Origin of the sequence: Rhizobium favelukesii (assembly GCF_000577275.2) — a bacterium.
Taxonomy (GTDB): Bacteria; Pseudomonadota; Alphaproteobacteria; order Rhizobiales; family Rhizobiaceae; genus Rhizobium; species Rhizobium favelukesii.
The window spans coordinates 2,403,052-2,422,072 of record NZ_HG916852.1; the positions used below are offsets into that span (position 1 = coordinate 2,403,052).

Annotated in this window: 19 protein-coding genes; 8 read left to right on the top strand and 11 right to left on the bottom strand. The window is 58.9% G+C overall.

Going from position 1 to position 19,021, the window contains the following annotated elements:
* Nucleotides 1-50 precede the first annotated feature (50 nt).
* Nucleotides 51-1,856, bottom strand: a complete 1,806-nt coding sequence (locus tag LPU83_RS50485; protein ID WP_024314862.1) for an extracellular solute-binding protein — start codon at nt 1,854-1,856, stop codon at nt 51-53.
* Between the two features lie 267 nt (nt 1,857-2,123).
* On the opposite strand from LPU83_RS50485, the gene LPU83_RS50490 reads away from it, so the two are divergent.
* Entirely contained in the window at nt 2,124-2,783 is a 660-nt protein-coding gene (locus tag LPU83_RS50490) for an invasion associated locus B family protein (protein WP_024314863.1), read from the top strand.
* A 112-nt stretch (nt 2,784-2,895) separates the two neighbouring features.
* On the opposite strand, the gene hspQ is transcribed toward LPU83_RS50490, so the two are convergent.
* From hspQ to LPU83_RS50505, 3 genes are all read right to left on the bottom strand, one after another.
* The gene (gene hspQ / locus LPU83_RS50495) at nt 2,896-3,225 is read right to left on the bottom strand and encodes a heat shock protein HspQ (protein WP_024314864.1); all 330 of its coding nucleotides are present in this window, start codon (nt 3,223-3,225) and stop codon (nt 2,896-2,898) included.
* Nucleotides 3,226-3,380: 155 nt separating this feature from the next.
* Entirely contained in the window at nt 3,381-4,790 is a 1,410-nt protein-coding gene (gene glnA, locus LPU83_RS50500) for a type I glutamate--ammonia ligase (RefSeq protein WP_024314865.1), read from the bottom strand.
* A gap of 57 nt (nt 4,791-4,847) precedes the next feature.
* Nucleotides 4,848-5,186: a P-II family nitrogen regulator gene (locus LPU83_RS50505; RefSeq protein WP_003579240.1), complete on the bottom strand. Its 339-nt coding sequence runs from the start codon at nt 5,184-5,186 to the stop codon at nt 4,848-4,850.
* Between the two features lie 342 nt (nt 5,187-5,528).
* Here LPU83_RS50505 and LPU83_RS50510 point away from each other — a divergent pair, with 342 nt between their 5' ends.
* A complete protein-coding gene (locus LPU83_RS50510) occupies nt 5,529-7,004 on the top strand; it encodes a bifunctional ADP-dependent NAD(P)H-hydrate dehydratase/NAD(P)H-hydrate epimerase (RefSeq protein WP_024314866.1) in 1,476 nt (491 codons plus the stop codon).
* A gap of 8 nt (nt 7,005-7,012) precedes the next feature.
* Here LPU83_RS50510 and LPU83_RS50515 read toward each other — a convergent pair whose 3' ends face one another.
* From LPU83_RS50515 to uvrA, 3 genes are read right to left on the bottom strand one after another with little or no spacing between them, the layout of a single operon-like run.
* Nucleotides 7,013-7,819, bottom strand: coding sequence for a DUF72 domain-containing protein (locus LPU83_RS50515; RefSeq protein WP_024314867.1), 807 nt, complete (start codon nt 7,817-7,819; stop codon nt 7,013-7,015).
* Nucleotides 7,820-7,834: 15 nt separating this feature from the next.
* Complete coding sequence (locus tag LPU83_RS50520) at nt 7,835-8,299, bottom strand: GNAT family N-acetyltransferase (protein WP_024314868.1); 465 nt, start codon at nt 8,297-8,299, stop codon at nt 7,835-7,837.
* Nucleotides 8,296-11,220 (bottom strand): excinuclease ABC subunit UvrA, encoded by a 2,925-nt coding sequence (uvrA, locus tag LPU83_RS50525; RefSeq protein ID WP_024314869.1) that lies wholly within the window; start codon nt 11,218-11,220, stop codon nt 8,296-8,298. The genes LPU83_RS50520 and uvrA overlap by 4 nt, the downstream gene beginning before the upstream one ends.
* A gap of 249 nt (nt 11,221-11,469) precedes the next feature.
* On the opposite strand from uvrA, the gene LPU83_RS50530 reads away from it, so the two are divergent.
* Entirely contained in the window at nt 11,470-11,991 is a 522-nt protein-coding gene (locus tag LPU83_RS50530) for a single-stranded DNA-binding protein (protein WP_024314870.1), read from the top strand.
* Between the two features lie 178 nt (nt 11,992-12,169).
* Here LPU83_RS50530 and LPU83_RS50535 read toward each other — a convergent pair whose 3' ends face one another.
* Nucleotides 12,170-12,811: a MarC family protein gene (locus LPU83_RS50535; protein ID WP_024314871.1), complete on the bottom strand. Its 642-nt coding sequence runs from the start codon at nt 12,809-12,811 to the stop codon at nt 12,170-12,172.
* A gap of 225 nt (nt 12,812-13,036) precedes the next feature.
* Here LPU83_RS50535 and gyrA point away from each other — a divergent pair, with 225 nt between their 5' ends.
* The gene (gyrA, locus tag LPU83_RS50540; protein ID WP_082321203.1) at nt 13,037-15,820 is read left to right on the top strand and encodes a DNA gyrase subunit A; all 2,784 of its coding nucleotides are present in this window, start codon (nt 13,037-13,039) and stop codon (nt 15,818-15,820) included.
* A 411-nt stretch (nt 15,821-16,231) separates the two neighbouring features.
* Nucleotides 16,232-16,414, top strand: a complete 183-nt coding sequence (locus LPU83_RS75825; protein WP_374046198.1) for a GNAT family N-acetyltransferase — start codon at nt 16,232-16,234, stop codon at nt 16,412-16,414.
* 128 nt (nt 16,415-16,542) lie between these two features.
* Here the strand turns inward: LPU83_RS75825 and LPU83_RS75150 are convergent, their stop codons facing one another.
* From LPU83_RS75150 to LPU83_RS50550, 3 genes are all read right to left on the bottom strand, one after another.
* Nucleotides 16,543-16,677 (bottom strand): hypothetical protein, encoded by a 135-nt coding sequence (locus tag LPU83_RS75150; RefSeq protein WP_258579707.1) that lies wholly within the window; start codon nt 16,675-16,677, stop codon nt 16,543-16,545.
* A 33-nt stretch (nt 16,678-16,710) separates the two neighbouring features.
* Nucleotides 16,711-16,866: a hypothetical protein gene (locus LPU83_RS73045; protein ID WP_167371564.1), complete on the bottom strand. Its 156-nt coding sequence runs from the start codon at nt 16,864-16,866 to the stop codon at nt 16,711-16,713.
* 86 nt (nt 16,867-16,952) lie between these two features.
* Nucleotides 16,953-17,174 (bottom strand): hypothetical protein, encoded by a 222-nt coding sequence (locus tag LPU83_RS50550; protein WP_024314873.1) that lies wholly within the window; start codon nt 17,172-17,174, stop codon nt 16,953-16,955.
* Nucleotides 17,175-17,349: 175 nt separating this feature from the next.
* On the opposite strand from LPU83_RS50550, the gene coaD reads away from it, so the two are divergent.
* Genes coaD through LPU83_RS50565 form a run of 3 tightly spaced genes read left to right on the top strand, consistent with a single transcriptional unit; the run spans nt 17,350 to nt 18,979 of the window.
* The gene (gene coaD, locus LPU83_RS50555) at nt 17,350-17,844 is read left to right on the top strand and encodes a pantetheine-phosphate adenylyltransferase (RefSeq protein WP_024314874.1); all 495 of its coding nucleotides are present in this window, start codon (nt 17,350-17,352) and stop codon (nt 17,842-17,844) included.
* A gap of 29 nt (nt 17,845-17,873) precedes the next feature.
* Nucleotides 17,874-18,443: a peptidylprolyl isomerase gene (locus LPU83_RS50560; protein ID WP_024314875.1), complete on the top strand. Its 570-nt coding sequence runs from the start codon at nt 17,874-17,876 to the stop codon at nt 18,441-18,443.
* A 26-nt stretch (nt 18,444-18,469) separates the two neighbouring features.
* Nucleotides 18,470-18,979 (top strand): peptidylprolyl isomerase, encoded by a 510-nt coding sequence (locus LPU83_RS50565; protein ID WP_024314876.1) that lies wholly within the window; start codon nt 18,470-18,472, stop codon nt 18,977-18,979.
* Nucleotides 18,980-19,021 lie beyond the last annotated feature (42 nt).

Here is a 19,021-nt window from a genome sequence, read left to right on the forward strand (position 1 = left end):
GCCATCTAGGCCTTGCGGCGGGAGACTTCAACCAGGCAGGAAAAAGGATTCTATTGGACGCTCTGATCCCACCATGCCGGCAGCTGGTAGCCGTAGAGCGGAACCGTCTCGGGGTGGCCGATGCGCTTGCTGCGCGCGACCCATTGCTGATCGACGTGGTAGAGCGGCAGAACATAGTGCCCCGACAGGAGCATACGGTCGTGAGAGCGCACCGCCGCTGTAAAGTCTTCTGCCGAACGAGCCATGAGGATGTGCTGGATCAACGTATCGACACCGGGATCGGCGACGCCGGCGAAATTGTCGGTGCCTTCACGATCCTTGGCCGCGGAAGACCAGCGCCCCAGCTGTTCGATGCCCGGAGACAGAGACGACGTGTAGGACTTCACGATGACATCGTAGTCGAAGCTATTCGTGCGGCTCTGATACTGCGAATCGTCGACCGTGCGGATCGTCGCGGCAATGCCGAGCAGCTGGAGCGAACGCTGGTAGGAGACCGCGAGCTTCTCCTGATCGGTGTTCTGCGTCATGATCTCGAAGGCAAGCGGCCGACCGTTGGCGTCGCTCATCTTGCCGTTCTTGATCGTATAGCCTGCTTCCTTGAGGAGCGCCGCCGCCTGCCTCAGGACGTTGCGATCGCGGCCTGAGCCATCCGTTACGGGAAGCTTGTAGGTGCCGTTCAGAATCGCCGGATCGATACGATCCTTGATGGGGCCGAGCAGTTTCAGCTCGCGCTCGTCGGCAGGCACCCCGAAGCTCGACAGATCCGAGTTCTGCCAGAAGCTTTGGGTGCGGATGTAGGCGTTCGAGAAGAGGTTCTTGTTCGCCCATTCGAAATCGAAGATCAACGACAGCCCCTCGCGGAGCTTCGCGTTGTTGAAGACCGGCCGCCGGGTGTTGAAGACGAAGCCGAACATGCCGCTCGGAAGCTTTGGTTCAAAGGTGTCCTTCACGACGTTGCCGGATGTTGCTGCCGGGAAATTGTAAGCGCTCGCCCAATGGCCGGGACTGCCGTCCGGGTAGATGTCGATATCGCCCTTCTTGAAGGACTCGAAGAGAGTGGTGTCCTGCAGAAAATACTGGACCGTGATCTGGTCGTAGTTGTCGAGGCCTACTTTCGCAGGAACATCCTTGCCCCAGTAGTTGGGATCGCGTTCGAAGGTTATGCTTTCGCCAGGCTTCAGCGACTTGATCTTGTAGGGACCGGATCCGACAGGAGGCGTGAGCGATGACCGATCGAATGTCTCGGGGTCGATGGCGTGCTTTGGCAGGATCGGTGTGGAGCCAGCGAGGATCAGCGGAAACTCGCGATCGGCCTTGTCGTTGAAGGTGAAGCGAACGCTGTGGTCTCCGACCTTCTCCATCTTCGCCACGGCGTTCAGTCGCGTGTTGAAGGGAACGCGGCCCTTTTCCTTCAAAAGGTTGAAGGTGAAGATCACGTCATCCGGCGTCACCGGCTGGCCGTCCGACCACTTGGCAGCCGGATTGAGATTGAACTGGATATAGCTGCGATCCTCATCCCATTCGACGGACTGGGCAAGCAGGCCATAGAGCGTGAAGGGTTCGTCGCGCGAGCGAAGCATCAGCGTCTCAAAGACGAGGTTCCCGTATTCGGGGTCCCACATGCCGCGCGCCGTCGTGCGCATGCTTTTCAGGATAAAGGGATTGAGGCTGTCAAAGGTCCCGACGACCCCATAATTGATCTTCCCGCCCTTCTTCACATCGGGATTGACGTAGGGAAGATGCTTGAAATCGGCGGGCAGGGCCGGTGCACCATGCATTGCGATGCCATGCACCGGCTCGGCGAGAGCTGCGCTGCCAACCAGGGTGAAGATGACGGGAAGAACGATCCGGAGCATCGTTGAGGTCCTTTCCGGGAACGGCACGATTCGGCGCAAGACTATCACGCAGCCACCGCAGTTCGCCATCGGCGCCGAATTCTTTCGGATGACCCTGAAAAGGTCAAAGAAATACTGGATATCTGACCCGACGCAATGTAACAGGGGAACCCGAAAGTCGGGGGTCATGCATTTGCCTCATTGTTTTAAGAGGTGGAGTGCGAACAACCCCGTTGGTGAGGATGGCACGTTGTCGTCCCTAAGGGATTTCAGGAGACGGAATTCGTTATGATGTTCAAGGCTGAAAACAAAACGCGGGCAGCCCTGTCCGTTCTGGCAGTGATGCTCGGTGCTGCAGCGGCTCCGGTATCGTCCTTCGCGCAAGATGCAGCGGCCCCCGCCGACGCTCCCGCCACTGCTGCCGGCGCCCCGCGTCTCGGCTGGTACAAGACCTGCAGCAAGCAGGAAGACAATGACGTCTGCGTCGTCCAGAACGTCGTTCTTGCAGGCGGCGGCCAGCTCGTTACGGGCGTTGGCCTCATCACCATCTCCGGCAAGATCAACAACAAGAGCCTCCAGGTTTCGGTGCCGCCGGCTCGTCTGATCCCGCCGGGCGTTTCCCTGCAGATCGACGGCGGCAAAGGCCAGAAGATCGACTACCTGATGTGTATGCCCGATCGCTGCGTCGCCCAGATCCAGCTGACCGACGCCATGGTCGCTAGCCTGAAGAAGGGCACCGATCTGGTTCTGACCTCGATCAACTTCCGCCGCGCGCCGAACCCGATCAAGATCTCGCTTGAAGGCTTCACCGGCGCATTCGACGGCGAACCGGTTTCCGCTTCCAAGCTGGCAGAAAGCCAGAAGAGCTTGCAGGACAGCATGCAGAAGAAGGCTGACGAAGCCCGCAAGAAGCTCGAAGAAGCACAAAAGGCAGCAAAGGCTCAGTAAGCCAGAGTGCCAAAAGAATACCGAAAACCCTGCCTTGAGCCGGGTTTTTTGTTGCTGTAGAGCAAAGAAAAGCCCCGCCAAGGACGGGGCTTTCGCATGTTGGCATCAAACCTTAATGGGTGAAGTTCATCTTGGGCTTGAACTGACCCGAGGGTGCCATATCGAAAATCTGATAGACCTGCTCATTGCGAAGCGGGACGCCGCTTTCGTCATTTATCAGATTCTGCTCGGATACGTAGGCGACGTATTCGTTTTCATCGTTTTCGGCGAGCAAGTGGTAGAAGGGCTGGTCCTTGCTGGGGCGTACTTCGGCTGGAATGGAGTTCCACCATTCTTCCGTGTTCGCAAATTCCGGATCTACGTCAAATATGACGCCACGGAACGGAAATACCTTGTGCCGAACCACTTCGCCGATACTGAACTTTGCTACTCTTTCTTTCATGGTACGACTTCCTTTCATCACCTGATTTGGTGATTGGCCCTACTCAAATCAAGATTTGTGCAGGATCTCGTCACATGAGTGTCACATCCGCCGCTTGGCCGCGTGACATCGGTACGGGAAGCCCCGGCCTAGCCGAGGCTTCCCTTTCTTGATCGTCAAGCCGAGTAGTACATGTCGTACTCGACCGGATGCGGCGTCATCTCGAAGCGCATCACTTCGGCCATCTTCAACTCGATGAAGGAGTCGATCTGGTCGTCATCGAAGACACCGCCGGCCGTCAGGAACTTGCGGTCCTTGTCGAGGCTTTCGAGCGCTTCGCGCAGCGAGCCGCAGACCGTCGGGATCTTCTTCAGCTCCTTCGGCGGCAGGTCGTAGAGATCCTTGTCCATGGCCTTGCCAGGATGGATCTTGTTCTTGATGCCGTCGAGACCAGCCATCAGCATCGCGGCGAAGGCGAGGTAGGGGTTCGCCATCGGGTCCGGGAAGCGGACTTCGACGCGCTTTGCCTTCGGGTTGGTGCCGAACGGAATACGGCACGAGGCGGAGCGGTTGCGAGCCGAGTAGGCGAGCAGCACCGGGGCCTCATAGCCCGGGACGAGACGCTTGTAGGAATTCGTCGACGGGTTCGTAAAAGCGTTGATCGCCTTGGCATGCTTGATGATGCCGCCGATGTAGTAGAGGCATGTTTCAGAAAGACCTGCATATTCGTCGCCGGCGAAGGTCGGCTTGCCGCCCTTCCAGATCGACTGGTGAACGTGCATGCCCGAGCCGTTGTCGCCGAAGATCGGCTTCGGCATGAAGGTGGCCGTCTTGCCGTAGGCGTTGGCGACCTGGTGCACGACGTACTTGTAGATCTGCATCTTGTCGGCGTTGCGGACGAGCGTATCGAACTTGATGCCGAGCTCGTGCTGGGCGGCCGCCACTTCGTGATGATGCTTCTCGACGACGACGCCCATTTCGGACAGAACCGTCAGCATTTCCGAACGCATGTCCTGGCAGCTGTCGATCGGCGGAACTGGGAAGTAGCCGCCCTTGACGCGCGGACGGTGGCCGAGGTTGCCGGTTTCGTATTCCGTGTCGTCGTTCGACGGAAGTTCCGTGGAATCGAGCTTGAATCCGGTATTGTAAGGATCAGCCTTGTAGCGAACGTCGTCGAAGACGAAGAATTCTGCTTCCGGGCCAACGAAGACCGTGTCGCCGATGCCGGATGCCTTCAGGTAAGCCTCAGCCTTCTTGGCAGTGCCGCGCGGATCGCGATTGTAGGCTTCGCCGGAAACTGGATCGAGAATGTCGCAGAGAATGACCATGGTGGACTGGGCGAAGAAAGGGTCCATGTGAACCGTTTCCGCGTCCGGCATCAGTACCATGTCGGATTCGTTAATGGCCTTCCAGCCAGCGATCGAGGAACCGTCGAACATGACGCCGTCGGCGAACATGTCCTCGTCGACGCAGACCACGTCCATCGTGACATGCTGCAGCTTGCCCTTCGGGTCGGTGAAGCGCAGGTCGACGAACTTGACGTCGTTTTCCTTGATCTGCTTAAGAATTTCGCTTGCGGTCGCCATTAAATAGTTCCTTTATTTGAGATGACGATACTTTGGTTCGCCGGAAGGCGATAAAGACTAGATGGCATCGATACCTGTTTCGCCGGTGCGGATGCGGATGACTTCTTCGATATTTGACACGAAAATCTTACCGTCGCCGATGCGGCCGGTTTGCGCGGCCTTGCGGATCGCGTCGATGACGGCCTCCGCGTTCTCGTCCGCAAGGACGACTTCCACCTTCACCTTCGGCAGGAAGTCGACGACATATTCCGCGCCACGGTAGAGTTCCGTATGGCCCTTCTGGCGACCGAAGCCCTTCGCTTCCGTAACTGTAATACCCTGCAGGCCAACTTCCTGAAGGGCTTCCTTCACTTCGTCGAGCTTGAAGGGCTTAATGATCGCTTCGATCTTTTTCATGAGAAAATGACTCTCCGCTTCTCCCGTTAAAAGCAGGCTCAGACCTGCTTTGCGTCATGATGCAGTTATCGTGCCAGTTGGGAAGCCGATTCTTCGAAAAACACCACCAACCGTTCGAAAAAGTGCGCAGAATCAGTAATTTTCGGGTTTTTTTGGATAAAAACATTCGAGATTCGACGTACTGGAGGCAAATCCAGGCCAATTTCTGGAATATTTGCCCGCACTAATAATTCCCGACAAAGCACAGCGATGGCCTTTCTTTTATGCAATTGCATATTTGTTGATCTGCGCAATGATCAATCGGCCGGTTGTTATTTAGGCGATTTCTGTTTGAATGCGGCGATGATCGACGGAATCTCTGAGTTGCTCCTTACCCCGGAAGACATGACCGCTGTCGATGCGGCGGCAGCCGCGTCAGGTATCGATAGCTATTCCCTTATGGAACGGGCAGGTGCCGCGGCAGCAGCCATTTTGCTGCGCGATTTTCCGGCCGCCCTTCGCGCGGCCGTGCTGTGTGGACCCGGCAACAACGGTGGCGACGGCTATGTTGCCGCACGTCGACTGGCTGAGAGCGGCGTTACTGTGGATATATTCCAGATGGGAGAACCGGAGAGGCTCAAGGGAGATGCCGCCCGAGCAAGGGACAGTTTGGCGCCGACGGCCGCACAGCCCCTTGAGACATATCAGCCGCGCAACGGCGATGTGGTTATCGACGCCCTGTTCGGGTCCGGCCTTGCCCGCGATGTTCCGGAGAACGTCTGCAAAGTGATTGAACGGGTGAAGGAGGCGCTGGTGCCGGTGATTGCTGTCGACCTGCCATCCGGCGTCGACGGTCGCACCGGAGCCGTTCGAGGAGCGGCTTTTGTGGCGGATCGGACCGTGACCTTCATGACGCGGAAACCCGGTCACCTGTTGATGCCGGGGCGAGAGCTCTGCGGCGAACTGGAAGTATTCGATATCGGCATACCCGCCCGCATCATCCGCGCTGAGAAGAAGCAACAGATCGCAGAGAACAGGCCGGAACGATGGCGCCATGTGCTGCCGTCGAGCGGACTGGACACACACAAATACAAGCGTGGCCACCTTGTCGTCTTCTCCGGCGAAGAGAGCAAGACTGGCGCTGCGCGGATGTCGGCGATGGCGGGTTTGAAGGCCGGGGCAGGGCTTGTGACAATCGCCGCGCCGGAAGACGCATTGGGCACCAATGCGTCACACCTTACGGCGATCATGCTGCATGCGATCGGCGACGAGGTCGCGCTCCGCGATTGGCTGCGCGACGAGCGGCTACAGACGTTCGTTCTTGGCCCCGGTTTCGGCGTCGGCGACAAGGCACGCCGGTTCGTGGCAGCGCTTGCCAAGAGCCATCTGGTGCTTGACGCCGATGGGCTCACTTCGTTCAAAGATGCTCCAGATGAGCTCTTCTCGCAGTTCGCCGGCAAGCCGCGGCTAGTCATGACACCACATGAGGGCGAGTTCGGCCGACTATTTCCCGATATCGCCGCCGACGTGGCCATGGGGAAGGTCGAAAAGGCGCGGGCGGCGGCGGCACGTGCCAACGCCGCAATCGTCTACAAGGGCGCAGATACCGTCATCGCTTCGCCGGATGGTAGAGCCTATATCAACACGAACGCACCGGTGTGGCTCGCGACAGCCGGATCCGGTGATGTCCTTGCCGGGATCATCGGAGCCCTGCTGGCCCAAGGCTTTCCGGTTTTCGAAGCGGCTGCTGCCGGCGTCTACATGCATGGAGAGGCTGGCGAGCGGGCGGGCAAAGGGCTGACGGCGGAAGAATTGGCAACGCATGTCCGCCCGCTCTGAAAACGACCCTATCGTGCCGTCTCTTCCTGTAATGCCATTGCACCGAAGGGCGCATTGACTTTGCCCTCGTGGATCATGAAGGCAAAGACGTCGCGCGGCTCGGTTGCTACCTTGCGGCTGGCGTCGATCAAGGGCAGATCGTCGGGCATCTTGCCCTCCGCCCAGGTCTCGAGGCGCTTGGCCCAAGCCTTCAGATCGCTTGGCGAATAACACATCCTGATGTCGTCCGAGCCCTTTTGGAGGCGGGCATAGACGAAGTCGGCCGTCACATCCGCGATCATCGGGTAATCGAAATGCTCGGCGCAAACAGGCGCAACCCCATACTTCGCAAGCAGCGCCACGAATTCCGGCACCTTGAACGAGTCATGGCGCACTTCGACAACATGCTTCAGAGGCAAGCCATCCTGCTTCTCAGGCAACAACTTGAGAAAGCCTTCGAAGTCATCAGCGTCGAACTTCTTCGTCGGCGCGAATTGCCAGAGGATCGGACCCAGGTGAGCGCCGAGTTCTGTCAGGCCCTGGTTCAGAAACCGTTCCATCGACTCGCCGGCTTCTGCCAATATCCGGCGATTGGTCACGAAACGACTGGCCTTGAGCGAAAATATGAACCCATCCGGCACGTCCGCGGCCCATTTGGCGAAGGTTTCCGGCTTCTGCGAGCTGTAATAAGTGCCGTTGATCTCAATGACCTTCAGCTTGCGGCTTGCATAATGCAGTTCATCCTTCTGCTTCAGGTCTCCGGGGTAGAAATGATCCCGCCACGCCTCGAACGTCCAACCGCCGATGCCAACGCGAATGTTGCCGGATTTCGTCATTCCTTCCTCCTCTGACTATATCTGTCCGCCGACTTGCTTTGCCATGTCAACGATCACCCATCCTGGCCGATACGGATGCTCGCGGCGACCCGTTTCCTGAAAACCGAACGCCAGATAAAGCGCAATATTCCGCTCCATTCGTGCATTCGTATAGAGACGGACGTCCGGAAGCCTCCATTCGCGCGCCATCTCCTCCACCCGTCTCAGGATTGCAAGACCATGGCCGGTACCCTGAAATCTTGGTGCAACAGCAATGCTGAAGAGCATTACATGGTCGGGGTGCCGTTCGATAACGGCGAGGCCCGCGAGCTCGCCTTGCACCTCCCGCAGCCAGATTTCGCCACGACGGATGCGCGGCGCATAATCCTCGTCGACGGGGGTCGGCGGACGCCCAAGGAGCTGCGTGTAAGGCGCATAGGCCTCCGCGGTCAGCGCTTCGACCGCCTGCAGATCATCGAGCGAGGCCGCTCTCAGCATCACTCGGCTGCCGCTACGGCTTTTCGAGCAGGGCGCCGCTCAAGCAACTCCTTCAGGAACTGTCCGGTATAGGACCGTTTCTCCTTGACGATCGCTTCCGGCGTGCCGACGGCAACGATCTCACCGCCGCCATCGCCGCCTTCCGGACCGAAATCAAGAATCCAGTCCGCGGTCTTGATGACCTCGAGATTGTGCTCGATGACGACCACCGAATTACCCTGATTGACCAGCTCTTGCAGCATTTCCAAGAGCTTGGCAACGTCGTGGAAATGCAGGCCGGTTGTCGGTTCGTCCAGGATGTAGAGCGTGCGTCCTGTCGACCGTTTCGACAGCTCCTTCGCGAGCTTGACGCGCTGCGCCTCGCCGCCTGACAGAGTATTCGCCTGCTGACCGACCTTGATGTAACCGAGGCCGACATCCTTCAACGCCTGCAGTTTGTCCCGCACAGCAGGCACGGCGGCGAAGAAATCAACGCCTTCCTCGACGGTCATGTCGAGTACGTCGGCAATGGACTTGTGCTTGAACGTAACGTCGAGCGTCTCCCTGTTGTAACGCTTACCATGGCAGACATCGCAGGTGACATAGACATCCGGCAGAAAATGCATCTCGATCTTGATGACACCGTCGCCCTGGCAGGCTTCGCAGCGCCCACCCTTGACGTTGAACGAGAAGCGCCCGGGCTGATAGCCACGCGCCTTGGCTTCCGGCAGACCGGCAAACCAGTCACGGATCGGTGTGAACGCGCCCGTATAGGTCGCCGGGTTGGAACGCGGCGTGCGGCCGATCGGCGATTGATCGATATCGATGACCTTGTCGATATGCTCGAACCCGTCGATGCGATCATGATCGGCCGGGATTTCGCGCGCACCCATGACCCGCCGGGCAGCCGACTTGTAGAGAGTCTCGACCAAAAACGTAGATTTTCCGCCCCCCGACACGCCGGTGACTGCCGTAAAGACGCCAAGCGGGATGGAGGCGGTGACATTCTTCAGATTGTTGCCGCGGGCACCGATTACCTTGATCTCTTTGCCCTTCTTCGGCTTGCGGCGCTCATCTGGAACCGGCACGCCAAGCTCGCCGGAAAGGTACTTACCGGTCAGCGACTTCGGGTTCGCCATTATCTCCTGCGGCGTTCCGTGGGCGATCACCTGACCGCCGTGGATGCCGGCCGCGGGGCCGATGTCAACGACGTCATCGGCCGTCAGGATCGCATCCTCGTCATGCTCGACCACGATCACGGTATTGCCGATATCGCGAAGGTGCTTCAGCGTGTCGAGCAGGCGGGCATTGTCGCGCTGGTGGAGACCGATCGACGGTTCGTCGAGGACATACAATACACCGGTCAACCCGGAACCGATCTGCGACGCCAACCGGATACGCTGGCTTTCGCCACCCGACAGAGTGCCGGAGTTTCGCGACAGGCTCAGGTAATCCAGGCCGACATCATTGAGAAAGCGTAGACGGTCGCGGATCTCCTTGAGAATGCGAACAGCAATCTCATTCTGCTTGGCGCTAAGCGACTGCGGCAGGACCTCGAACCAGTCACGAGCAACGCGGATCGACATATCGGTCACCTGACCGATATGCAGCGCGTTGATCTTGACGGCGAGTGCCTCCGGCTTCAGGCGGAAACCGCCGCAAGACGGGCAGGGGGCTGCCGACATATAGCGCTCGATCTCCTCGCGCGCCCAGGCGGAATCCGTCTCTTTCCAGCGGCGCTCGAGATTGGTGATGATGCCCTCGAAATTCTTCTGCGTCGTGTAGGACCGCGCACCGTCGGCATAGTGAAATTCGATCTTCTCGTCTGTGCCGTTCAGAATGACGTCCCTGGCTCTTTCCGACAGATCGCTCCAACGGGCGCCGAGCTTGAAGCCGTAATGCTTGCCGAGAGCCTCGAGCGTCTGGTTGTAGTAAGGCGACGTCGACTTGGCCCAAGGCGCGACGGCGCCATCGCGCAGCGTGCGCTCGGGCTCTGGCACGATCAGGTTGGCGTCGATCTTCTGCTGCGCCCCAAGACCGTCGCAGGTCGGGCAGGCGCCGGCAGGATTGTTGAATGAAAAGAGCCGGGGCTCGATTTCGGGAATGGTGAAGCCCGACACCGGGCAGGCGAACTTCTCCGAGAAGAGGACTCGCTCATGCGTTTCGTTGAGCGACTTGTTGGCGGAGCCGCCGGCAGCCGTTTCTTCCGGCGGCAGCGGCTTGTCGGCGAATTCCGCAACAGCCAGGCCGTCGGCAAGCTTGAGCGAGGTCTCGAAGCTGTCGGCAAGCCGCGATGCCATATCCGGCCGCACGACGATGCGGTCGACCACGACGTCGATGTCATGCTTGTACTTCTTGTCGAGAGCCGGCACATCCGCGATCTCGTAGAACTGGCCGTCGACCTTGACGCGCTGGAAGCCCTTTTTCATAAGGTCTGCCAACTCTTTCTTATACTCGCCCTTACGCCCGCGCACGATCGGCGCGAGAATATAGAGGCGCGTGCCTTCTTCGAAATCGAGGACGCGGTCGACCATCTGGCTGACAGTCTGGCTCTCGATCGGCAGGCCCGTCGCCGGCGAGTAAGGCACGCCGACGCGCGCAAAAAGCAGGCGCATGTAGTCGTAGATCTCGGTCACCGTTCCGACTGTGGAGCGCGGATTGCGCGAGGTCGTCTTCTGCTCGATCGAAATCGCCGGCGACAGGCCATCGATCTGGTCGACGTCGGGCTTCTGCATCATTTCCAGGAACTGGCGCGCATAGGCCGAAAGGCTCTCGACATAACGCCGCTGTCCCTCGGCATAAATGGTGTCGAAGGCAAGGGAGGATTTGCCGGAGCCAGAAAGGCCGGTCATGACGATAAGTTTGTTTCGCGGCAGATCGAGATCGATCCCCTTCAAATTATGCTCACGCGCGCCGCGGATGGAAATCGTCTTCAGTTCGCTCATCGTCTTCTGCTTCTGTGCTGGAACAAGCCCCTTATTTAGTGATGCCGGCTGGCGAGTCGAGGCTGAATGTCCGTCCGCCGCAAGGTTTTCGATTCGGTTGACAGGATCATAGGGATAAACTAGAACAAATAAAGAACAAAATTCCTTGTGGATGAACCGGCGATGGACGCCCATCGCTGGCGCTCTATGGTTTAAGGTGCACCGATTGGTTCAAGCGCCGCCGGGCAGGGCGGCAGGTAAGGTGAAAGCATGGCTGGCAGCGTAAACAAGGTAATTCTGATCGGAAACGTGGGCGCTGATCCCGAAATCCGGCGGACCCAGGATGGCCGGCCGATCGCCAACCTTCGCATCGCAACGTCCGAGACCTGGCGTGACCGCAACTCCGGCGAACGCCGCGAGAAGACGGAATGGCATACGGTCGTGGTCTTCAATGAGGGCCTCTGCAAGGTCGTCGAGCAGTATGTGAAGAAGGGCGCCAAGCTCTACATCGAAGGCGCGCTGCAGACCCGCAAGTGGCAGGACCAGCAGGGCCAAGACCGCTATTCGACGGAAGTAGTGCTGCAGGGCTTCGGCTCGACCCTGACAATGCTTGACGGTCGCGGTGAAGGCGGCGGCTCGGGCTTCGCCGGCGGTCGTGGCGGCAATGCCGGCGGCGGTGATTTCGGCGGCGGCGACGATTACGGTGCGCCCTCGCAATCGTCTGGCCGCAGCAGCGGCGGTGGTAGCGGTGGAAACTTTTCGCGCGATCTCGACGACGATATCCCGTTCTGACCGCAAAGCATCCTTTACGACATCAGCTAGACGGCGTGCCGCAAGGTGCGCCGTCTTCCGCGCCCCCCGCGGGACGATAGTAGGAGCCCAAACGCGTTTGCTGCAGGCATAGAGCTGTCGCGCGAAACCCTGCCACCTCAGGTCCGAAAGGCTCTTAGCTCGTAGCGGGTTTTGCTTTTTAGCCAGCAGGCATCGTCCCCAGCGTGGATTTCAGACCATCGACGACGAACTGCGTGGCCAGCGCAGCCAGGATGACGCCGAGAAGGCGCGTCAGAATTGCGCGCCCTGTAACGCCGAGGAAGCGATCGAGCCTGTCGGCGATGAGCAGCGCGAGAAACAGTAGTAGCAAGCTCGACGCAATGACGACGATCAATTGCGCACGCTCGAATGAGCCCTGCATCGACCCGGCAATCAGGATCGTTGCCGAAATGGCGCCAGGTCCGGCGATCAGAGGAATCGCCAACGGAAAGACCGAAATATTATGGATGTGATCGACGGTGATCGCCGCCGTGCTCGTTTTCTCCTTGCGGTCCTGTCGCTTCTCGAACACCATTTCAAACGCGATCCAAAACAACAGAAGACCACCGGCGATGCGGAAGGCTCCGATCGATATGCCGAGCACCCCGAGCACGCTGGCCCCGAACAGGGCGAAGACGGCGAGAATGACAAAGGCGATGATCGAGCCTCGCAGCGCCACCTGCTTTCGCTGACTACGGCTCATGCCGGTGGTGAGCCCGAGAAAAATCGGTGCGAGGCCGGGCGGATCGATCGTGACAAGCAGCGTCGTAAAAGCGTTGATCAGTTGGTCGGCGCTTGCCATTGTCTCTCCATGAGCCCATATAAACGCTTGGTTTTGGGCGATTGTGATGCGGAGAAATCAATTTGGCAAATGGCGCTGCCTGGATGGCGCAAATGGCGGCGTTATAAGACCAGATTGCCCTCATAACACCGCAAAAGACTGTTCAAAACCCTCGCCAAAATTGGCTTAAGAACAGCCTTTCCGCTATAAATCTTCAAGTGATTCTAGAAGAGATCGTGATCCGTTTTGACTGAGCAAACACCCCCCGGCGGCGGGAAGCTCCCGCCAGGCATCGAGCCCATCTCCATCATGGAGGAAATGCAGCGGTCGTATCTCGATTACGCAATGAGCGTTATCGTGAGCCGCGCCCTGCCTGATGTGCGCGACGGCCTGAAGCCAGTGCACCGGCGCATCCTTTACGGCATGTCCGAACTCGGCATCGACTGGAACAAGAAATACGTCAAGTGCGCCCGCGTTACCGGGGACGTGATGGGTAAATACCATCCGCACGGCAACTCGGCGATTTACGACGCGCTGGCGCGCATGGCGCAGGACTGGTCTCTTCGCCTGCCGTTGATCGACGGCCAGGGTAATTTCGGCTCCGTCGACGGCGATCCGCCGGCGGCCGAACGCTACACCGAATGCCGTCTGGAAAAGGCAGCGCACTCGCTGCTCGACGACCTCGACAAGGAAACGGTCGATTTCCGCGACAACTATGACGGCACGCTCTCCGAACCTGTTGTCGTTCCCGCGAAGTTCCCGAACCTTCTGGTCAACGGGGCAGGCGGCATCGCTGTCGGCATGGCGACGAACATTCCGCCGCACAATCTAGTCGAAGTCATCGACGGCTGTATCGCGCTGATCGACAATCCGGCGATTGAACTGCCCGAGATCATGCAGATCATTCCGGGTCCGGACTTCCCGACCGGCGCGAAGATCCTCGGCCGCGCCGGCATCCGTTCGGCTTATGAAACCGGCCGCGGCTCGGTAATCATGCGCGGCGTTGCCGCGATCGAGCCGATGCGCGGCGATCGCGAACAGATCATCATCACCGAGATCCCGTATCAGGTGAACAAGTCGACGATGATCGAGAAGATGGCCGAACTGGTGCGCGACAAGCGCATCGAAGGCATCTCCGACCTTCGCGATGAATCCGACCGCCAGGGCTATCGCGTCGTCGTCGAACTGAAGCGCGATGCTAATGCCGACGTCATCCTGAACCAGCTCTACCGCTACACGCCGCTGCAGACCTCATTTGGCTGCAACGTGGTGGCGCTGAACGGCGGCAAGCCTGAACAGTTGACGCTGCTCGATATGCTGCGTGCCTTCGTCTCCTTCCGCGAGGAAGTCGTTAGCCGGAGAACGAAATTCCTGCTGCGCAAGGCGCGCGAGCGAGCCCACGTCTTGGTCGGCTTGGCGATTGCCGTTGCCAACATCGACGAGGTCATCCGCGTCATCCGGCAGGCGCCGGACCCGCAGACTGCGCGCGAGCAGTTGATGACGCGCCGCTGGCCGGCATCCGACGTCGAAAGCCTGATCCGCCTGATCGATGACCCGCGTCACCGCATCAACGAGGACATGACGTATAACCTCTCGGAAGAGCAGGCGCGCGCCATCCTCGAGTTGCGTTTGGCCCGTCTGACCGCTCTCGGCCGCGACGAAATCGGCGACGAACTCAACAAAATCGGCGAAGAGATCAAGGACTACCTGGAAATTCTGTCTTCGCGGATCCGTATCCAGACGATCGTTAAGGACGAGCTTGCAGCCGTTCGCGACGAATTCGGCACGCCGCGCCGCACCGAGATCATGGACGGCGGTCTTGAGATGGACGATGAGGATCTCATCGCCCGCGAAGACATGGTCGTGACCGTCTCGCATCTCGGCTACATCAAGCGGGTGCCACTGACGACCTATCGCGCCCAGCGCCGTGGCGGCAAGGGCCGTTCCGGCATGACAACGCGCGACGCGGATTTTGTTAGCCAGCTATTCGTTCTCAACACGCATACGCCGGTTCTGTTCTTCTCCTCGCGCGGTATCGTCTACAAGGAGAAGGTCTATCGTTTGCCAATCGGCACGCCGACCTCGCGCGGCAAGGCGCTGATCAACATGCTGCCGCTGGAGTCCGGCGAGCGCATCACCACCATCCTGCCGTTGCCGGAGGACGAGGATAGCTGGGACAAGCTCGACGTGATGTTCTCGACGACGCGCGGGACTGTTCGGCGCAACAAGCTTTCCGACTTCGTCCAGGTCAACCGCAACGGCAAGATCGCGATGAAGCTCGAGGAAGAGGGCGACGAAATCCTCTCCGTCGAGACCTGCACAGAGCATGACGACGTCCTTCTAACGACCGCGCTCGGCCAGTGCATTCGCTTCCCCGTCGATGACGTCCGCGTCTTCGCCGGCCGCAACTCGATCGGCGTTCGCGGCATCAACCTCGGTGACGGCGACCGCATCATTTCGATGACGATTGTCGGACACGTGGACGCCGAGCCCTGGGAGCGCGCAGCCTATCTGAAACGAGCCGCAAGCGAGCGACGCCTCACGACAGGTGACGCCGAAGAAATCTCGCTGGTCGGCGAAGAAGTGACCGAGGAAGGTCAGCTGAGCGACGAACGCTATGAGGAACTGAAAGCACGCGAGCAGTACGTCCTGACAGTTTCTGAAAAGGGCTTCGGAAAGCGCTCCTCTTCCTACGACTTCCGGATTTCCGGTCGCGGCGGCAAGGGTATCCGCGCCACCGACACCTCGAAGACGGCCGAGATTGGCGAGCTTGTGGCCGCCTTCCCGGTCAACGACGGCGACCAGATCATGCTGGTATCGGACGGCGGCCAGCTAATCCGCGTTCCCGTAGGCGGTATCCGCGTGGCGAGCCGGGCGACGAAGGGCGTTACCATCTTCTCAACTGCCAAGGATGAGAAAGTCGTATCGGTCGAGCGCATCAGCGAGCCGGAAGAAGAGGCCGAAGACGTAGCCGAGAACGGTGACGACATCGCTGCGATCCCGGAAAGCGCGCCTGACACAGAAGCTTGATATGGTGTTATTCTGACCTTGAAAAACCGGGCAGTTCCGCTGCCCGGTTTTCTTTTTGTCTGAACCCCGGAGGCGCTGCCGCTACCATCTCGATTGGCAGCGTTGCAGTCGAATGGAGAGCAGATTGATCCGGATCCTCGGTATTGGCGACGTTGCTATTTAAACGCTGCGGACCAGCCCGCGGCCTTTGCGCAGTGCGGAGGACTGGGAGGTGCTCACGGAGGATGCATGGCTTAAACGGCTGATCGACGGGCCGGTGTTCGTGGCCTTCAGGCATGATGATCCTGTTGGCATTATGAGGCTGAGCCGGCAACGTGCCAGCAAGATGGCACACCGCGCAAGGCTGATCATGGTCTACGTGTGTCGCAGCGAAAGGGGCGGCGGCTGCGCCAATCACTGTTGGAGGCGACGGTGGACTATGCACGAGAGAACGGTATCCGGCAGCTGGAGCTCGCGGTCAGCGGTGAGAATATGGCTGCCATACGGTGTTATGAGCGCGAAGGCTTCCATGAGGCCGGACGAATTCCCGGCGGTTTTATGCATGACAGCAGAGAGATCGATGACATCATCATGGTGCGGCGCATCGAGGATTAGAAAGCCTCGCGTGGACATCGTGGAACGCGGATCGCTGGCACCATCATTAGATCAGGAAAAGGCCGGACGAACGCCGTTCATCCGGCCTTCAATGGCTGTGACGTTCAATCCCAGAAGGGCGACAGCGGTTAGAACCAGCTGTGCTTTCCATCGATCTTCTTCGTTTCTTCGCTTTCATGGCGAAGAGCGGTGATGGTGGAAGCCACGGACACGACAAACATGATGCTGATAAGGGCGGTGAGCACAGTCAATATCGTGAACATGAGCAATCCTCCTGGGTTTTGCGTTCACGTTCGTTAGTATTGGCTCGTTATCGCCGCGCGTGCCGACGCATAGGGGCCATATACCTTGGACGCATCCACTTTGTGATCGTAGAGCGCGACAGTCGCTGCAAGCATACCAGTCATCATTACCATCCAAACAGCATTAATCATGGTAATCTTGTTGGGCATATCTTTTTCCTTGTGCGGCGTATCGCGTTACGCTGGTTGAGTGAACGCATGCGTGCGAAAATGGTTCCGGGGCATTGATCGGTCGTTTACCAAGGCCGATCTGAAGCGACTTTGAATACCTCGTTCATCTGGCGTTCAGAATCCTTAATCGATTTAAACGCCACGTTTCCTGTCGCATGCACAATTGTGTAGTGTTCCCGCACGCTTGGCCGAACCCAACTTGCATCCTGAAGATCTTTCACGTAGCCGTAGAAAAATTCCGCGAGCAGCGAGACGAGGACAGCGAAAACAACGAGGATGATCAGCATGAACGTTTCCGGGGAGGGCCGATGCCGGAATGACATCGGTATTGACGCTCTTCGTTATAGTGAGCTCACCTGAAGCCGCCTTGAATGCTGCGTTCATCGGCTGTTCAGTGATGGGCTATGACTTGCAGGCAGGCTTTATCCATGACAAAAGGCGTCGAAACAAACGGCTAGGCCAATGACGACAGCTTTTTATCCGGGGTCTTTCGATCCGATCACCAACGGACATCTGGATGTGCTTATCCAGGCGCTGAGCGTTGCATCCAAGGTTATCGTTGCGATCGGCGTTCATCCGGGCAAGACGCCGCTCTTTTCCTTTGACGAGAAGGCGGATCTTATTCGTAGTTCGCTCGCGGAAGCACTGCCCGAAAAAGCCGGCGATATCTCCGTTGTCGCCTTTGATAATCTCGTCGTCGACGCGGCGCGGTCCCACGGCGCGGCACTGCTCATCCGCGGCCTGCGGGACGGCACCGACCTCGACTACGAGATGCAGATGGCGGGCATGAACCGGCAGATGGCGCCAGATATCCAGACCATCTTCCTGCCGGCTGGAACGGCCTCCCGGCCCATAACCGCCACATTGGTCAGGCAAATCGCGGCAATGGGAGGCGACGTCAGTGCATTCGTGCCGGCGCCCGTCTTGAAGGCCCTTCAATCCAAGCGCAAATCCTAGGCGACCTTTGTCGCCGCAACGGAGCCAACATGAAACTTTTCTATCTCGCGTTTGCAGGCGTGCTTTATCTTGCCTCGTTCGCCGGCGACGCGTTCGCACAGTCCGGCGATACGCTGACGATCCAGCTGAAGAATGGCCCGGTCGTAATCCAGCTTATGCCGGAGGTCGCGCCGAAGCATGTCGCCCAGATCGAGGCGCTTGCTAAGAAGGGCGAGTATGACAACGTTGCCTTCCATCGCGTCATCGAAGGCTTCATGGCCCAGACCGGCGACGTGAAGTTTGGCAACATGGAAAAGGGCTTCGATGCAAGCCTCGCCGGTACCGGCGGGTCCGATATGCCTGATCTGCCGGCCGAATTCTCGAAGACGCCTTTCGTTCGCGGTACGGTCGGCATGGCCCGTTCGCAGGATCCGAACTCGGCAAATTCTCAGTTCTTCATCATGTTCGCTGACGGTTCTTTCCTCAACGGCCAATACACGGTCGTCGGTAAGGTCGTTTCCGGCATGGAGAACGTCGACAAGATCAAGCGCGGCGAAGGCCAGAATGGCGAAGTCAGCAATCCCGACCGGATGATCAAGGTCACTGTCGGCAAGAAATAAGCGTCAAGACACATAGGAGAAGAAGAATGGCCGAGATCAAGGACCCCGAAAACACCGTCATCCTGGAAACCACCAAGGGCAACGTTGTCATCCAGCTGCTGCCGGAAGTGGCACCGGAACACGTCGCCCGCATCAAGGAACTCGCTCGCGAGAAGGCCTATGACGGCGTCGTCTTCCATCGCGTCATCAACGACTTCATGGCGCAGACCGGCGACGTCAAGTTCGGCAAGAAGGGCGGCGATAGCTTCAACCCCAGCCGCGCCGGCATGGGCGGTTCTGAGAAGCCCGACCTCAAGGCGGAGTTCTCGGCGGTCAGCCACGTTCGCGGTACGTGCTCGATGGCACGCTCGCAGAATCCGAACTCGGCAAACTCGCAGTTCTTCATCTGCTTCACGGACGCTCCGTGGCTGAACAAACAGTACTCCGTCTGGGGCCAGGTCATCGAAGGCATGGATAACGTCGACAAGATCAAGAAGGGCGAGCCGGTTGTCGATCCGGACTCGATTGTCTCGATGCGGGTTGCCGCTGACGTCTGATTGTGATTTTTGCTGAAACCCGCCGTTGCGCGAAAGCGTGGG

Excerpts from the sequence above, each read along its gene's own strand:
- LPU83_RS50505 (WP_003579240.1), bottom strand. The coding sequence starts at position 5,186 with ATGAAAAAGATCGAAGCGATCATTAAGCCCTTCAAGCTCGACGAAGTG.
- LPU83_RS73045 (WP_167371564.1), bottom strand. The coding sequence starts at position 16,866 with ATGCCCAACAAGATTACCATGATTAATGCTGTTTGGATGGTAATGATG.
- LPU83_RS50560 (WP_024314875.1), top strand. The coding sequence starts at position 17,874 with ATGAAACTTTTCTATCTCGCGTTTGCAGGCGTGCTTTATCTTGCCTCG.
- glnA (WP_024314865.1), bottom strand. The coding sequence starts at position 4,790 with ATGGCGACCGCAAGCGAAATTCTTAAGCAGATCAAGGAAAACGACGTC.
- LPU83_RS50485 (WP_024314862.1), bottom strand. The coding sequence starts at position 1,856 with ATGCTCCGGATCGTTCTTCCCGTCATCTTCACCCTGGTTGGCAGCGCA.
- LPU83_RS75150 (WP_258579707.1), bottom strand. The coding sequence starts at position 16,677 with ATGTTCACGATATTGACTGTGCTCACCGCCCTTATCAGCATCATGTTT.
- coaD (WP_024314874.1), top strand. The coding sequence starts at position 17,350 with ATGACGACAGCTTTTTATCCGGGGTCTTTCGATCCGATCACCAACGGA.
- LPU83_RS50490 (WP_024314863.1), top strand. The coding sequence starts at position 2,124 with ATGATGTTCAAGGCTGAAAACAAAACGCGGGCAGCCCTGTCCGTTCTG.
- hspQ (WP_024314864.1), bottom strand. The coding sequence starts at position 3,225 with ATGAAAGAAAGAGTAGCAAAGTTCAGTATCGGCGAAGTGGTTCGGCAC.
- LPU83_RS50510 (WP_024314866.1), top strand. The coding sequence starts at position 5,529 with ATGATCGACGGAATCTCTGAGTTGCTCCTTACCCCGGAAGACATGACC.
- LPU83_RS50535 (WP_024314871.1), bottom strand. The coding sequence starts at position 12,811 with ATGGCAAGCGCCGACCAACTGATCAACGCTTTTACGACGCTGCTTGTC.
- LPU83_RS50565 (WP_024314876.1), top strand. The coding sequence starts at position 18,470 with ATGGCCGAGATCAAGGACCCCGAAAACACCGTCATCCTGGAAACCACC.
- LPU83_RS50530 (WP_024314870.1), top strand. The coding sequence starts at position 11,470 with ATGGCTGGCAGCGTAAACAAGGTAATTCTGATCGGAAACGTGGGCGCT.
- LPU83_RS50550 (WP_024314873.1), bottom strand. The coding sequence starts at position 17,174 with ATGCTGATCATCCTCGTTGTTTTCGCTGTCCTCGTCTCGCTGCTCGCG.
- LPU83_RS50515 (WP_024314867.1), bottom strand. The coding sequence starts at position 7,819 with ATGACGAAATCCGGCAACATTCGCGTTGGCATCGGCGGTTGGACGTTC.
- uvrA (WP_024314869.1), bottom strand. The coding sequence starts at position 11,220 with ATGAGCGAACTGAAGACGATTTCCATCCGCGGCGCGCGTGAGCATAAT.